Below are 14,225 nucleotides of genomic sequence, written 5' to 3' on the forward strand. Positions count from 1 at the left end.
GATATTCGGAGACCCGATCGACATGACTTCTTCCCCCGACGGCTCGGGCTATTTCCTCTACCACTCCATCGGCATGTATCCCGGCAAGGCCGAAGCGATGGCGCGGGCGCTCGACGACTATGCGCATATCTGGGGAACCCCCGACGACAGCCAGTGGCCGCAGGTGCTGGAGAAACGCCAGCGTTTCATCGACCTGTGGTCCGGGCTGATCGGAGCCGAACCCGGGACGCTCACCTCGGCGGAGAACGTGACCACGGCGCTGTTGAGTCTCGTCGGCGGCCTGCCCGCTGAACACTTGCGCGGCCGCAGCCTCCTGGTGGCAGGCGACTGCTTTCCCAGCCTCCACTTCATGCTTGTAGGCCTGGCGCCGCGACTCGGCTTCACCTTGCGCACCGTGCCTCTGCGCCCTGGAGAGGGATGGGTCCGCGACGAAGACATGATCGCCGCCTGGGACGAGAGCGTCGGGCTCGCCCTTCTGACTTTCGTGACATCGACGGCATCCCACCGGTGCGACCTCGACACGCTGGTCGCCCACGGCCGGCGCATGGGCAGCCTCGTCGGCGTGGACGTGACCCAGGGCATCGGCCTCATTCCTTACCGGGTCGATGCGCCGGAAGTCGATTTCACGGTGTCGACCAGTCTCAAATGGCTCGGTGGCGCGTCGGGAGGAGGAATTCTGCACGTCGCGCGGCCTCTGCTGGAGGAGTGCCGCCCCGAATTGCGTGGCTGGTTCAGCCAAGAGAACCCGTTCTCGTGGGATCTCGACGCTTTCAAGTTCGCGCCGGATGCTCGCAGGTTCGATCACGGCACGCCCTCCGCGCTGGCCTGCCTCGGCTCGATCCCAGCGCTGGAGTGGAATGTTGCGGCCGATGCCGAAGCGATGCTCGCCCACAATCGCGCCTTGTCGCGGCGTATCCTCAACGCGGCGCCCGAGCTCGGATTGAGCCTCGTCAGCCCTGACGACGACGCACGGCGAGGTGGCAGCGTCATGCTCCGCTTGCCCGAATACGCGGACCCTGCGCACACCGTGGCGACGCTGCGCGCATCGGGTCTCTACGCCGACTGCCGTGGCAGCCTGCTGCGCCTGTCACCCGGTTCGGTGACGACCGCCGACGGCGTATCGCGCCTGCTCGACCAACTCGCTCGAATGCGGGCCGCCGCATGAGGGGTTCCTCGTCGCAATTGTCCCACAGCGTCAGCGCAGAAGTCGGTGTCGCGGCGGAGGCGGCGTTCCGCTTCCTGTGCGATCCGCTGGCTCTGGGAGCGTGGTCGCTGGGCTGCATGAATACGCGGCCCGACGAAACCGGAAACGGAATCTACATCGGCCGGTCGCTGTTCGACGGGTCACAGACGCGGTTCTCGATCAGCGCCGATACCGAGCGGCTCACGATCGACTACCTGCTCGGCAACCCAGGCGCCATGGTTCCGCGTATTTCCACCCGCGTGGTGCCCGCCAAAATCTGCGAGCTTGATGCGGGTCAGTGCTGCGTCACGATGACCGCTTGGCGGCCGCGCAGCATGGACGACGCCCGCTGGCACCAGCTTTGCGCCTGCCACGAAGCGGAGATCCTTCTGATCCGCGCCCAATGCGAGGCCGCACACGCCGGCAGACCCGTCCGCCCTTTCGCAGCGGAGTGACGAGAGGGCGCAATCAATGTGGTCGCGCTTCACGTCCACTTCGATCATGCCGTCACTGCTCGCCTGTCTCTGAATGTGGCCTGTCAGTTATGTTGTCCTCACCAGATGCCACCATCCGCTCCTCCACTTCGCTCAAGTGGATTCGCTCAGCTTTTCCGACATATTTTTCCACCTCTCGGGGATCGACGTCCGCTGCGCTCCATGCGCCGAGGATGACGCCTTTGCCGCCGGCATCTGCGCGATAGGCCAGGATTTCGGCGTCCGAACGCGTCGTCCGCTGCGAGTTCCGACGCCCCCACCGGCCCAGCCTTTCATACATCGACGCAATGACGTGGGCGTGGCCCGGATCGGAACCGAGGTCATGCAATTCGCCGGGGTCTTTGACCATGTCGAACAGCATGGGCCGAAAACCGCCTTCGGCGTGCATGAACTTCCAGCGTTTGTCGGTGACCATGAACAGTCTGGCCTCGGCGGGCGCAACGCCGAGCCGGGAAGCGATCGGCGTCGCCGAGTAATCGTATTCCGAGATCGCAAAGTCGCGCCAGGACGCTGGTTCGACATTGTGGAGGAACTGCATCAGCGAACGCCCCTCCACGATGTGGCCAGGCACCTCGCCACCGGCGAAATCGATGAAGGTCGCGGTCAGATCGATCGACTCGACCAGTTCGTCGCACACCGTGCCACGCGTCGCGTCGGCGTCGGGTGAGGGATCATAGATGATCAGTGGCGCCCTCACCGACGGCTCGTGGAACAGGTCCTTCTCGCCAAGCCAGTGATCGCCGAGATAATCGCCATGATCGGAGGTGAGCACGATCATCGTGTCGTTCATCACGCCCTCGCCTTCGAGGAAATCGAGCAGGCGACCGAGCTCCGCGTCGCATTGCGCGATGAGCCCCATATAGGCCGGGATGGCGGCTTCGCGGACCTCGTCCCGAGTGAAGGCGCGAGCAACGCCGCTTTCCATGAAGGCCTCATAAACCGGATGGGGATCGTCCCGCTCGCACGCGTCGCGCACAGCTGGAACGATGTCGCCGGGTCCGTAGAGGATGTTGTACGGCGCCGGCACGATATAGGGCCAGTGCGGCTTGATGTAGGAAAGGTGGCAGAGCCAGGGAGTGCCGGACCCTCGTCTATCGACGATGAACTCCATCGCCCGGTCGGTCAGCCATGGCGTCTCGGAATCCTCATCGCGGATGTTGGCGGGCCTGCCGGCATTCTCCATGAACCAGCCCGAGGCGATCTCTGCGACATCGTTGATCGCTGCGTTTGCGTGATCGTGCCATGGATTGGCCCGGTCATACCCCCGGCTCCGCAGATACTCGTTATAGGGGGACCGGCGCGCATCATAAGGGCCGCCCGGGCCTTCCGCCCAAAGGCCGTCATCGCGCACATGAATGTCGAAGCCGCATTCTTCCACGCGAGCGCCGATGATGGAATCGCGCGCGATGCCAAGACGCTCCAATCCCCTGTCGTCGGCCTTCATGTGGGTCTTGCCGACGAGCCAGCACTCCATGCCGATGTCGCGGAGATGGTCGCCAAGCGTCATTTCGCCGACCTTCAGCGGGAAATTGTTCCAATGCGCCCCATGGCTCTGCACGTAGCGCCCGGTGTAGAAGCTCATGCGCGAGGCGCCACAGACCGGCGATTGCACGTAGCAGCGGTCAAACCGGACGCCCATCGCCGCGACCCGGTCGAAATTGGGCGTCTTCAGGGTCGGATGCCCGGTGCAGCCGAGATAGTCGAACCTGAGCTGATCGTACATGACGAACAGGATGTTGCGCCTGCGTGCCATGGCGCCCTAGCCTATGAGCGTGTCGAAGGCGCGCGCAAGACGGCGGACAGCTTCGGCCATGCGCTCGACCGGAACGGAGGAATAGCTCAGCCGCAAGGCGTTGCGGCACGCGCCGTCATGGGTGAAGGCGGCACCCGGTACGAACGTGACGCCGAGCGGCGCCGCCTCGTGCAGCAAGGAAACAGCGTCCATGTCCGTGGGCAGCGTCACCCATACGAAGAACCCGCCATCGGGAACGTTCCACGTGCCGCGATTGCCGAACTCCGTCCGCAGGGCTTCGAGCATGCCATCGCGGCGGGTCCGATAGGCGGCGCGCAGCCTGTCGGTCAGCGGCTCCAGACCTCCGTCAAGCAAGCGCACAAGTGCCGCCTGGGCCAACGTCCCGACCTGCAGGTCCTCGGCCTGTTTCATCAATGTCAGCTTTTCGATGACGGGGCGCGCTCCCACGATCCAGCCGAGGCGCAGACCGGGCGCAATCGATTTCGAGAACGTGCCGAGATAGAGGGTGCGCGTCTCGTCGATCGTCCGGTCCTCCGCGTCGAGCGAAAGCAGGCATCGAGCCGGTTCGCCATCGAAGCGGAGCGCCTCATAGGGATCGTCCTCCACCACGATCGCATCGCGGTCGCGCGCGATTCCGAGGATCCGGCGGCGCTCGGACTGCGACAGCGTGACACCCGTCGGGTTCTGGAACGTCGACATGGCATAGAGCAGGCCCGCTTTCTCGCTACCCGCCTCGTCCATATCCGCGACCTCTGCGCCACAAGCCGCCAGGACCTGCAATGCGCCGGGATAGGTCGGCGTTTGAACCAGCGCACGGTCTCCCGCATTGAGAAAGGCCGCGCAGCAAAGATGGATGCCCTGTTGCGCGCCGCTCACCAGCAGCACGTTCTCCGGCGCAGCCTCGACACCGCGTGCAGCCATGTGGCGGCAAATGTGCTGCCGCAGTTCCAGACTGCCGGCCGTAGGCGCATATTGCAGCGCGCTCCGCCCCTCCTTCTGGTCGGAAAACAGGCCGCCGATCGCGTCGCGAAACTCGTCGAGCGCGAAGAGCTCCGAATCCGGCTCGCCCGGGCCGAGACGTATCGTGTCATCGGGCGACGCGACGCTTGCAAGCGCGCGGATGGCCGATGGCGTCAACCGCCCGGCATAGTCCGAATACCGGTAATCGATCGAGTTCATTTGACCGTCTCCTTTGCGTCGCGGATCATCGCTTCGTGCTTGGGAAATAATCGGCGCGAACCGCCGCGCCGATCAGGTTCAGGATGATGTGACCCGCCGTGATGGACGTGATCTCGTTGACGTCCCGCGACGGGCAGATCTCGACAAAGTCCATGCCCACCACGCGACCTTTGCGGACCAGCCCCTTGATCAGGTCGATCGCCTGGCGATACCGGACGCCGCCAGGCTGGGGTCCGCCGACGGCCGGCATGACCGAGGGATCGAAGCCGTCCGCATCGATCGTCAGATAGTACCGACCGCCGTCCGGTATCCGCGCTAGGATCGCCTCGGTGCCGGCATCCTCCCATTCATCGGCCGTGACGATATGCGCGCCATAGGCGATCGCCGCTTCGTACTCCTCGACGCGGGCGCTGCCCTGCCCGCGAATGCCGAGCTGGAAGATCTCGCCGATATGATCCATCTCGGACGCGCGGCGGATCGGGCTCGAGTAGCCCTCGCGCGCGCCCTTGACCTCGTCGCGCCAATCGATGTGGGCGTCGATCTGCACCAAGGTGATCGGCCCCTCGTGCTCGAGCGCGCGGAAGACCGGGACCGGGATTCCGTGGTCGCCGCCGATCACGATCGGCAATGCCCCGGCGACCAGTATCTTGCGCACCGCTTCCTCCGCGCGCCGGTAATGGCCGGCAACGTCGCGCGCGCAGGAGGTCACATCGCCGGCATCGACGACGCGGATCGGCCGGCCGTCGAAGACCGGGCCACCGATGTCGAAGTCGTAGTGATCGAGCCCCAGACTGACGCGCATCGACGCGTGCCGGATGGCTGCCGGGGCCCGGCTCTGGTCGTTGACCAGTTCGTCGATCTCGTAGGGATCGCCATAGGGGATGCCAAGCACGACGACGTCGGCATCGAGATCGTCGAGCGACTCCACGAGCGGAAAATCCATGAATGTCCGGTAGTCGCGCCTCGGCGCGGTGGTGAGTTCTGTCATCGGATGTCCTCCCGTATCTGTTCAGTCTTGTTATCGGTGTCGGTAATGCCCGCGCGCAGATGCGGCTGCAGCCGCACTTCAAGGCTGCGTGTCAGCGCGGACAGGGATGCGGTCAGGGCCCAGTAGATCAGCGCGATCGCCGTGAAGATCTCAACCGGGGAGAAGGTTCTCCCGACGATGTTCTGCGCGGCGTAGGTCAGCTCCGGCACGGTGATCGTGGAGAGAACCGCCGACTCCTTGATCAGCGTGATCGCGAGGTTGGTAGAGGTCGGCAGGATGAAGCCGAGGGCCTGCGGCAGCAGGATCTTTCGCAGGATCACCGGATAGCGCAGCCCAAGGGCATAGCCCGCTTCCGTCTGGCCTTTCGGAATGGACAGTAGCGCCGCGCGGAAGATTTCGCTCGAATAGGCGCTCGCGTAAGCCGAAAGCGCCACGAACGCAGCCGTCAGCGGCGAGAGGCGCGGCCCGAAGGCCGGCAGGACGAAGAACAGCAGGAAGACCTGGATGAGGAACGGAATGTTGCGGAACAGCTCCACATAGGCGCCGACCAAAACGGAAGCGACCACGCCACCGCGCATGCGCACCAGGGCCAGCAGGATGCCGGCGAAGAAACCGGCTGGCAGGCTGACGAGACAAATGCCGATCGTGCCGGCGAGACCCTTCGCAAGGGCCGGAGCGCTCTCCACGATTAGGCCGACGTCGAAAGCCATCACCGCGCCGCCGCATATTTGCGCTCGAGACGGCGCGTCAGCGTCGAAAAGGCGAACAGGATGATGAAGTAGATCGCGGCCGCGACGGTGAATGCCTCAACGGGGCGATAGGTCTCCGTCATGATCTGCTGCGCGGTGCGCGTCAGTTCGACGACTGTAACGACCGACAGAATGGCCGACGCCTTCACCAGCATCGTGAACTCGCTCATCAGCGGCGGTAGGACGTTGCGGATCAGTTGCGGAAGGATGATCTTGAACGCGATGACCGCCCTGGGGAGCGCCAGCGCCCGCGCGGCCTCGTATTGGCCCGGATCGATCCGCGTCATGCCCGCGCGAAAGATCTCGGCGATGAATGCCGCGCTGTTGAAAGCCAGCGCCAGGATGCCGGCCGCGAGCGGCGGCAGATCGACGCCGGTCAGGCCCGGAAGGGCATAGAAGATCACGAGAATCTGGACGAGCAGCGGGGTGCCGCGAATGAAGCTCGTATAGATGGCGGCGAACCACCGCGCCGGCGTGAAATCCGACCGGCCGAGATAGAGAAGGAGCGCCCCGATCGCCGTGCCAAGCGCAAAGCCCACGAGGGAGACCGCCAGCGTGATGCCGGCCCCCGCCATGAAACGGGGAAGCAGCGACAAGGCATGATCGATGTCGAACACGAGACAGTCCTGCTTTCGCGAGACGCTGGGCATCTCTCGGGGAGGAACGGACCAGCGGCGCGAAGCGCCGTCCGGCGGCATCGTCCGCCCGGAGCCGTGCCGGGCGGAAGGTGCGGATCAGGTTATTTCGCCCCTTCGGGCAAGTAGCCTTCGGCCGGGGTCTCCATCTCGAACCCGAACCATTTCATCTGCAGCTCTTTCAGCTTGCCGCTCTCGGCAAGCTCGCCAATCTTCATGTTGATGAAATCCCGCAGGTCGCCATCCTCGGGCCGAACGACCCATGACAGATAGGCCGGATCGCTGATCGGGCCGATCACCTTGAACGTGTCGGGCACCTTCTTCATCAGGACGCCTGCCGTGGGCGATGCGATCGCGATGGCATCGACCTGGCCGGAAGCAAGGGCGACATGGGTTTCCGGGAACGAGGTGAACAGCTTGACCTCGCCAAGCCCCGGGCCACCGGCCTCCTTGAGTTCCGCGTCGAACTGCTCGAGTTTGGGCTGCGCGACCGAGGCGAGCTGGGTCGCCGCCACCTTGCCGTTCATATCGTCGAGCGACGAGATGCTGTCGTCGTCCGCACGCGCCAAAATCAGGTTCATCGCGGTACCGATCGGGCGGGTGAAGGCGTATTTGGCGGCACGCTCCGGATTGATCGACGTCGATGTCGCCATCAGGTCGAACTTGCCGGCGATCAGCCCGGGAAGCAGTCCCTGGAAGGGCAGGTCGAGTTGCTCCAGTTCGACGCCGAGCCCCTCGACCACATAGTCGAGAATGTCCTTGTTGTACCCGACGATCTTGCCGTCCTTCAGAAATTCGAAGGGCTCGAACGCGGCCTCCGTACCGACGACGATCTTGCCGCGTTCCTTGATCTCGTCGAGCAGGCCGTCGGCCTTCACGCCCGACAGAGTTCCAAGAAATAGCGGAACCGTCGTGATCATCGCCGCGGCCAGACGCCGGGTCATGCGCAATCCATTCTCGTTCATAGTCAGTCGCCCTCTTCTCCTGGTTCAACTTCCGGGTAAACGCGGCCCGCATGCTTGAATGCGCGGGCGATCATGTAGCTTTCGGAATCCTTGATCCCCGGAATCTCGGTGAGTTCGCGGGACAGGAAATCGTAGAGGCTTGCCGTCGACGGCATGCTGATCGTGATCATCAGGTCGAACGGGCCGGTCGTCACATAGACGCTGTCCACGTAGGAATAGGTCGAGAGACGCTCGGCCACGTCGGTCATGTGCTCGCGCATGACGTCGAGGCCGACCAGGGCCGCGATGCCCTCCTCGCTTCGCAGCGGCCGCACCACCGCCTGGATGCTAATCCCGGGATCCTCCAGCAGGCGCGCCATCTTCCGGCGCACCGTCGCCTCCGTCACCCCGATCTTCCTGGCGATGTCGACGCTCGACATCCGCCCGTCGATCTTGAGCTGGGACAGCACTGCCTGCTCGGTTTCGTCGAGGTCACTGGTGCTGACGAATTCCCACGATTTCTTTTTCATTGCCGACGATTTCCATCTACTAGATTAGCTACTATCATTGTTTTTCGTCTCACTCAATGGAATTTGCGACGAAAAACGTATTTGATTGAACGACTCGATTCCAGACGTCACGATGCGATGAGCGCAAGGAAGGATACAAGCGATGCCCACCTACAAACTCCTGCCGCAGCCCCAGGCCTATGGATACCGGGTGGGCGTCCTGCTCCTCAATCTGATGGAGACACATGTCCCCGGCGACACGGCGCACGCGGAAACTTATGATTATCCTGTGCTTTTCAGGGTTGTGGAGGAAGCGGTCGGCGAGAAGGTCCTGTCCGGCGACTTATCGATCCGGCCGGCGATTGTCGCAGCGGCCCAGGAACTGGAACGCATGGGCGTGAAGGCGATCTCCAGCAATTGCGGCTTCATGCTGCACCACCAGGACGCAGTCCGAAGGGCGGTGGACATCCCGGTTGTCCTGTCGAGCCTGCTGCAGCTGCCGACGCTGGCGCGCATGATCCATCCCGACAAGAGGATCGCCATCCTTGCGGGCGCGAAAGACCTGATCACGCCAGACCTACTCGCGCTCGCGGGTCTCGGCCCTCAAACGAAGACCGCGATCTCGAGCATCGAACACACGCGGGAATTCCAGAATTTCATGACGGCCGATCTCGACACCGACGCGTTTCAGGCGCGGCTGGAGGAAGAGGCCGACGCGCTCTTCGAACGATATGACGACATCGGCGCGATCCTGCTCGAATGCGCGATATTCACGCCGTACGCGGCCGCGCTGAGACAACGATATGGCGTGCCGACCGCCGACTTCGTTTCGCTGATCAACTACGCGCACGGCCTTTCATTCCGCTGAGCATCGAACTGGACGGGTGTCCGCTACCCTGCATTGTCATCGCCTCGCGGGCGGCCTGCCCCCCGAGCGACTCAGCTTCCGCGCGCCCAGGGCTTGATCGTCACTCCGTCTGTCGGCCCGTCCTTGACGTAGGATGCGATCAGGCGGTCGAACGCGTTGCGCACCATCCGGTTGTGCTGGCTTGAAAAACCCAGGCTCGCGACCATGCCCCAGTGCGCATGCATCATTGAGACGAAGATGAACGAAAGTTCGGAGCACGCGGCGGGATCGAGCTCCGGATGCGAAATGGCCAATTCCTGCCCGATGACCTGTCCCAGGACCTTGTAGTTGTCGCACAGGCGATCCCTCAGCGCAGACGAGCCGACGGCATACGCGAAAAACGCGTCATACACTTCGAGGTTGTTCGGCATCGGATGCTCTCCCGAGACGCCGAAGAAGAAATCGAGGAAAAAGTTAAGTCGCTCCACCTCGCCGACCTCGACGATCCTGGTCGTCAGCATCTCCTGATAGGCCATCGCCAGGTAGTCGCAGAGATCGACGATCAGCTCGTCCAGCTTGGGGTAGTAGTACCTCACCAACTGGCGGGACAATCCCGCCTTGGTGGCCACGGCGTCGAATGAGAAAGCCTGCAACCCCTCTTCACGCAGCAAGCGCGCCGTCGCATCGAGGATCGCGATCTTCCTGGCGCGGCTTTCAGCATTGTTCCTGGATTTGTCACTCACCTGCCGACCACCGGAAATTGCACACAACCATCCTCTGTCAACACCACAAACCGCCTCTCGGATGGGCGCTCGCAAGATGACCAGACAAGGCATCTTGCTTTCAAACGAAGAGAGGGCTTGCCCGGTCGCCATGATGGGCAAGTTTTAGCAATTTGCAATTCGCCAAAATGAATTTTCAATTTGAAAGGAGATCAACCGCCGTCCCAAATCCGGTGAGCAGAAACACATTTACTGTGAAAGATTTTTTTTCAAAGAAATCGATTATGTGTCTTTGTTTTTCAAATTGAAAAGAACCGCATCGATCGACCGCATTTGACCGAGCCGAATGCGATTCCGGCAGAAATGCTTGGGAATTGCAAATGCGGGCTGAGATGGGCGCGTGTTGCAATCTGGCATCCGCATTCCGGCTTGTCTTTCGGAGATCGCTGAGCTGGCGCAAGCCGAGTTTGGCCGCGCGCCTCTGCGGTTACGCATCTGACCTTCAGCAGGAGCGACCGAGAGCCGGTTGGCTTCTTCCGGCTCATGAAACCGGAGAACTCCATCGAGAGCCGTCAGGTAAGCACTGCGCCCAATGCGAGCGCGCCGGCAGCGGTGACGGGATCGATGATGCGCAAGCCGGTCTCGGCTTCGAGCCGGGAACGCAGCGGGGACATGCCGGCGCAACCCAGCACGACCGCTTCCGCTCCCATGCCCGACATCGCCGAGATCCGCTCGCATGCGAGGTCGAACACCTGATCGCCCGACCCCGAGGCCTCGGCGGAAACATCCGGCAGGGCCAGTTCGCCGGCCAGCCGCGACAGCACCCCCATCGCGCGCAATCGCCGGCGATGGCGGGCAATGGACCGCTCGGACAAGGCGAGAATTCCAAAGAGATCGACCTGCGCGAGAGCGGCATATGTTCCCGCCTCCTGAATGCCTATGACCGGTTTCGCCGTCCTCTCCCGGGCGATTTCCACGCCTGGATCGGAGAAGCATGCGCTGACATAGGCGTCGGCATCCGGCGTGCGGGAAACGAGATCGGCAAAGGCAAGCCCGGCTTGCGCAACATGCGCCGCCGTCGCGATCGTTGCCGGACCATCCGGCACCTCCACCACATCGAAATGCGGCCCCAGGGGCGCGAGGGCGATGCGGATCGACGCCGTAACGGCCGTCGACGAATTGGGGTTCACCACCAGGATGCGGGGCATCAGCGCAAACCGACACCGAAATTGCGGGCAGGGTCGAACTCGGAGAGGGCGACGCCCGGCCGCGCGCGAAGATCGACGGGAGCGCGCCCGAAGAAGCGACCCTGTCCTTCCGCAGCTTTCAGCGCGCCGTGTTCCACGACCACCTCGCCGCGGTTCATCACGATTTCCGGCCGGCCGGTGATCTCCATCCCCTCGAAGGGCGTGTAGTCCATATTGTCGTGCTGGTCCGCGAGCGTCGCCGTCCAACGGGTCTCCGGGTTCCAGATCGCGATGTCGGCGTCCATGCCGGGCGCGATACGGCCTTTCTTCGTGCAGCCGAAGGTCCGCGCCGCATTGGTCGAGGTCAGCGCCACGAAGTCCTCGAGCCTGATCCGTCCGCCGACCACGCCCTGCGAGAACAGGTAGGGCAGGCGCATGGCGATCCCGGGCATGCCGTTGGCGATCTTCGGATAGGGCGCGTCGCGGCCTGCGCCGAACTTGCCGCTGTCGTCGGCGCGGTACGGCGCATGGTCGGATGATACGCTCTCGAAGGTGCCCATGCGGACATGATGCCAAAGCGCGGACTGGGTTTCGGTGTCGCGCACGGGCGGCGAACAGATGAACTTCGCGCCCTCCATGCCGGGCCGGTCGAGATCGTTCCGCGTCAGAGCGAGATATTGCGGACAGGTTTCCGCATAGAGCTTCGCGCCACCGTATTTCTCGCGCCGCACGATCTCAGCGCCTTCCGGCGTGGACACATGCACGACGAACAACGGGGCATCGGCGAGCTTCGCCAATTGCACGGCGCGGTTGATCGCCTCGGCCTCGGCAAGAGCGGGCCTGGAAATGGCGTGATATTTCGGCGCGACAAGCCCTTGCGCCGCCAACTGCCGGTTCATCCATTTGACCATCGCGTCGTTCTCGCAATGCACCATGGTCATGGCGCCGTGGGCGCGCGCGACGGTCAGGATGTCCAGCATGCCGGCATCGCCGAGATTGAGAAGATCGTAGGTCATGAAGACCTTGAACGATGTGACCCCCCGCTCGAACGCGCGCGGGAGCTGGTCCCTGAGAACCTCCTCGGTCGGATCGGAAACGATCAGATGGTAGGAATAGTCGATGACCGACCGCGCCGCGCGCGCATCATAGGTCTCGAGCACGTGGTCGATGGACTGGCCGCGATGCTGGGCGGCGAAGGGGATGAAGGAGGAATTGCCGCCGAATGCCGCCGAAATCGAGCCGGACAGATAGTCGTCCGCGGTCATCACGCCGGCCGCGCTTTCCTGGGCGATATGGGCGTGGGCCTCGATCCCGCCCGGCATGACGATGCGACCGCCGGCATCGATACGGCGCTCGCCTCCGGCGATCGTCTCGGCGACGGCGACGATGCGACCGTCCTTGATCGCGATGTCACCGTCGAACAGGAAATCGGCTGTCGCGATCTGTCCCGAATGGATGACGATATCATGTTCCATGTGCGCTCTCCGTCGGGTTCAACCTGGTGCAACCGCCCGCAATCGGCAGGCGGCGCCTCGCGTCAGACTTCACAATAATGCGGCGTTTGCGGATCCGCGATGGCCGCGAGAACGCGATCGACGGGATCGTGGCAACCCGTTTGCGCACCGGAGACCGAGACGACACACCGGCACCCCCAATCACGCCATTCCACCGCAAGATTGCGCCACATCTGGCGCAGGGCCGCCTTGGATGTCTTGAGCGGAAAACCATGCGGCATCACGCTGGATCCGGTCACGCCGGCGTTTCCGACCAGCGCGACGATCGCGGGCGCCTCGCCCGCGGCGAGAGAGGGCTGAAGACAGGCGGCAAGGTGAAGGGGAGCATAGGTGTTGACCAGCATCGCTTCGACCAACAGGTCCCGCGTCAACTCCTCGGCGGGAAGATCGATGCCCTCGCGCGTTTCAGACGCGAAAACCACGGCATCGAGCGCCTCGGCGCCGAGGTGGTGGGCGAGATCCTCAGCTGCACCGTCCTTGAGAGGATCATAGGGCCATTCGACCGCCAGCGCAGCGCCCAGCGAGGCGCGAGCGGCATCGTCGAGCGGACGGGTGCCGGCGGCGAGGATTCTCCAGTCCGCGGCGGCGAACGCCCGCGCATGGGCCAGCCCCTGATCGGTATCGGCCCCGGTGATCAGAACTGTCGACATGTCCAGGCCCTCAAATCCAATGTCTCACCACGGCACGTCGCGCCCGTCATAGCCAATGATCCGACCGCTGTCGGATAGGCGCAGGCTCTCCACGACCCGGCACAGGCCGGCGACGCTTTCGGCGACCGGCAGGCCGCGATTGCCGGTCATCTCTGTGGCGACGAAGCCGGGCCGCAGCAGCGTGCAGGTGATGCCCTCCCCGGTCCATTCCCGCGCCAGCGCCGACCAGAGCGCGTTCAGCGCCGCCTTGGAGGCCCGATAGCTGTACTGGGTGCCCCAATCATTCGCAGAGACCGAGGACATCAGCGACGACATCGCGATCACTGTCTTCCGTTCGCTCGCAAGCACGTTGCGCTTCAGCGCGCAGGCAAGGCCGATCGGGCCCCAAAGATTGGTGGCGAAGACTTCCTTCATCTCGTCGGCGGCGACGTCCGCCGGCCCCGCCTCGAGATTGCGGGCAATTCCGGCATTGGCGAAGACGACGTCGATGGGCTCGCCCTCAAGGCGCTCGGCAAGCGCGTCCAGCGATGCCGGTTCGCTCGCGTCGAGTTCTTCGATCCGCGCGCCGGTCTCTCGCAGGGCGTCGGCCTGGTCGGGACGGCGCACCGTTCCGATCACCTGCCAACCCGCATTCCCGAACTGCCTCGCCATTTCGAGGCCGATGCCGCGGTTCGCGCCGGATATGAGAATGCTAGCCACCGACTGCCACCCATTTGTTTGGTCTACTATTGGAATACCAAGCTTGCGCCGCGATCGCAACGCTTGGTTTCCGATTTTTTCGGCGACCGCCCACCCATCCTACAAGGTCGCGATAGCTAAGGAGAATCAAACAGTTGCTCTCTCGAGACGCTTCCAGCCCGCGCAATCCGTT

General features: G+C 63.6%; 15 protein-coding genes. 3 read left to right on the top strand and 12 right to left on the bottom strand.

Going from position 1 to position 14,225, the window contains the following annotated elements:
* The first annotated feature begins 22 nt into the window (after nucleotides 1-22).
* Together MRY80_RS03580 and MRY80_RS03585 are read left to right on the top strand one after the other, a co-directional pair.
* Nucleotides 23-1,165 carry an aminotransferase class V-fold PLP-dependent enzyme gene (locus tag MRY80_RS03580; protein ID WP_293288094.1) on the top strand — a complete coding sequence of 381 codons (1,143 nt, stop codon included), beginning with the start codon at nucleotides 23-25 and terminating at the stop codon, nucleotides 1,163-1,165.
* A gap of 17 nt (nucleotides 1,166-1,182) precedes the next feature.
* Nucleotides 1,183-1,638 carry a hypothetical protein gene (locus tag MRY80_RS03585; RefSeq protein ID WP_293288097.1) on the top strand — a complete coding sequence of 152 codons (456 nt, stop codon included), beginning with the start codon at nucleotides 1,183-1,185 and terminating at the stop codon, nucleotides 1,636-1,638.
* A 52-nt stretch (nucleotides 1,639-1,690) separates the two neighbouring features.
* Here MRY80_RS03585 and MRY80_RS03590 read toward each other — a convergent pair whose 3' ends face one another.
* The 7 genes from MRY80_RS03590 to MRY80_RS03620 all read right to left on the bottom strand — a co-directional run bounded on the left by MRY80_RS03590 (nucleotide 1,691) and on the right by MRY80_RS03620 (nucleotide 8,455).
* Entirely contained in the window at nucleotides 1,691-3,430 is a 1,740-nt protein-coding gene (locus tag MRY80_RS03590; RefSeq protein WP_293288100.1) for a sulfatase-like hydrolase/transferase, read from the bottom strand.
* A 6-nt stretch (nucleotides 3,431-3,436) separates the two neighbouring features.
* On the bottom strand, nucleotides 3,437-4,609 hold the full coding sequence (locus tag MRY80_RS03595; protein WP_293288103.1) for a PLP-dependent aminotransferase family protein: 1,173 nt from the start codon (nucleotides 4,607-4,609) through the stop codon (nucleotides 3,437-3,439).
* Nucleotides 4,610-4,634: 25 nt separating this feature from the next.
* A complete protein-coding gene (locus tag MRY80_RS03600) occupies nucleotides 4,635-5,597 on the bottom strand; it encodes an agmatinase (protein ID WP_293288106.1) in 963 nt (320 codons plus the stop codon).
* Nucleotides 5,594-6,307: an amino acid ABC transporter permease gene (locus tag MRY80_RS03605; protein ID WP_293288109.1), complete on the bottom strand. Its 714-nt coding sequence runs from the start codon at nucleotides 6,305-6,307 to the stop codon at nucleotides 5,594-5,596. The genes MRY80_RS03600 and MRY80_RS03605 overlap by 4 nt, the downstream gene beginning before the upstream one ends.
* A complete protein-coding gene (locus tag MRY80_RS03610) occupies nucleotides 6,307-6,963 on the bottom strand; it encodes an amino acid ABC transporter permease (protein ID WP_293288111.1) in 657 nt (218 codons plus the stop codon). The genes MRY80_RS03605 and MRY80_RS03610 overlap by 1 nt, the downstream gene beginning before the upstream one ends.
* 122 nt (nucleotides 6,964-7,085) lie before the next feature.
* Nucleotides 7,086-7,925, bottom strand: coding sequence for a transporter substrate-binding domain-containing protein (locus tag MRY80_RS03615; protein ID WP_293288113.1), 840 nt, complete (start codon nucleotides 7,923-7,925; stop codon nucleotides 7,086-7,088).
* A gap of 23 nt (nucleotides 7,926-7,948) precedes the next feature.
* Nucleotides 7,949-8,455, bottom strand: a complete 507-nt coding sequence (locus MRY80_RS03620) for an Lrp/AsnC family transcriptional regulator (RefSeq protein ID WP_293288115.1) — start codon at nucleotides 8,453-8,455, stop codon at nucleotides 7,949-7,951.
* A 142-nt stretch (nucleotides 8,456-8,597) separates the two neighbouring features.
* Here MRY80_RS03620 and MRY80_RS03625 point away from each other — a divergent pair, with 142 nt between their 5' ends.
* The gene (locus tag MRY80_RS03625) at nucleotides 8,598-9,302 is read left to right on the top strand and encodes an aspartate/glutamate racemase family protein (protein ID WP_293288118.1); all 705 of its coding nucleotides are present in this window, start codon (nucleotides 8,598-8,600) and stop codon (nucleotides 9,300-9,302) included.
* A 71-nt stretch (nucleotides 9,303-9,373) separates the two neighbouring features.
* On the opposite strand, the gene MRY80_RS03630 is transcribed toward MRY80_RS03625, so the two are convergent.
* The 5 genes from MRY80_RS03630 to MRY80_RS03650 form a co-directional block, all read right to left on the bottom strand.
* Entirely contained in the window at nucleotides 9,374-10,024 is a 651-nt protein-coding gene (locus MRY80_RS03630) for a TetR/AcrR family transcriptional regulator (protein ID WP_293288121.1), read from the bottom strand.
* Between the two features lie 551 nt (nucleotides 10,025-10,575).
* Nucleotides 10,576-11,211 carry an aspartate/glutamate racemase family protein gene (locus tag MRY80_RS03635; RefSeq protein ID WP_293288124.1) on the bottom strand — a complete coding sequence of 212 codons (636 nt, stop codon included), beginning with the start codon at nucleotides 11,209-11,211 and terminating at the stop codon, nucleotides 10,576-10,578.
* Nucleotides 11,211-12,665, bottom strand: a complete 1,455-nt coding sequence (hydA, locus tag MRY80_RS03640; RefSeq protein WP_293288126.1) for a dihydropyrimidinase — start codon at nucleotides 12,663-12,665, stop codon at nucleotides 11,211-11,213. The genes MRY80_RS03635 and hydA overlap by 1 nt, the downstream gene beginning before the upstream one ends.
* A gap of 62 nt (nucleotides 12,666-12,727) precedes the next feature.
* Nucleotides 12,728-13,354 carry an SDR family NAD(P)-dependent oxidoreductase gene (locus MRY80_RS03645; RefSeq protein ID WP_293288129.1) on the bottom strand — a complete coding sequence of 209 codons (627 nt, stop codon included), beginning with the start codon at nucleotides 13,352-13,354 and terminating at the stop codon, nucleotides 12,728-12,730.
* A 24-nt stretch (nucleotides 13,355-13,378) separates the two neighbouring features.
* On the bottom strand, nucleotides 13,379-14,053 hold the full coding sequence (locus tag MRY80_RS03650; protein WP_293288131.1) for an SDR family oxidoreductase: 675 nt from the start codon (nucleotides 14,051-14,053) through the stop codon (nucleotides 13,379-13,381).
* Nucleotides 14,054-14,225 lie beyond the last annotated feature (172 nt).

The organism is Oricola sp. (assembly GCF_022763245.1).
GTDB lineage: Bacteria > Pseudomonadota > Alphaproteobacteria > Rhizobiales > Rhizobiaceae > Oricola.

Bases quoted from the DNA above. Each gene is read 5' to 3' on its own strand.
- MRY80_RS03580 (WP_293288094.1), top strand. From the start codon at position 23: ATGACTTCTTCCCCCGACGGCTCGGGCTATTTCCTCTACCACTCCATC.
- MRY80_RS03645 (WP_293288129.1), bottom strand. From the start codon at position 13,354: ATGTCGACAGTTCTGATCACCGGGGCCGATACCGATCAGGGGCTGGCC.
- MRY80_RS03635 (WP_293288124.1), bottom strand. From the start codon at position 11,211: ATGCCCCGCATCCTGGTGGTGAACCCCAATTCGTCGACGGCCGTTACG.
- MRY80_RS03595 (WP_293288103.1), bottom strand. From the start codon at position 4,609: ATGAACTCGATCGATTACCGGTATTCGGACTATGCCGGGCGGTTGACG.
- MRY80_RS03605 (WP_293288109.1), bottom strand. From the start codon at position 6,307: ATGGCTTTCGACGTCGGCCTAATCGTGGAGAGCGCTCCGGCCCTTGCG.
- MRY80_RS03620 (WP_293288115.1), bottom strand. From the start codon at position 8,455: ATGAAAAAGAAATCGTGGGAATTCGTCAGCACCAGTGACCTCGACGAA.
- MRY80_RS03590 (WP_293288100.1), bottom strand. From the start codon at position 3,430: ATGGCACGCAGGCGCAACATCCTGTTCGTCATGTACGATCAGCTCAGG.
- MRY80_RS03625 (WP_293288118.1), top strand. From the start codon at position 8,598: ATGCCCACCTACAAACTCCTGCCGCAGCCCCAGGCCTATGGATACCGG.
- MRY80_RS03615 (WP_293288113.1), bottom strand. From the start codon at position 7,925: ATGACCCGGCGTCTGGCCGCGGCGATGATCACGACGGTTCCGCTATTT.
- MRY80_RS03600 (WP_293288106.1), bottom strand. From the start codon at position 5,597: ATGACAGAACTCACCACCGCGCCGAGGCGCGACTACCGGACATTCATG.
- hydA (WP_293288126.1), bottom strand. From the start codon at position 12,665: ATGGAACATGATATCGTCATCCATTCGGGACAGATCGCGACAGCCGAT.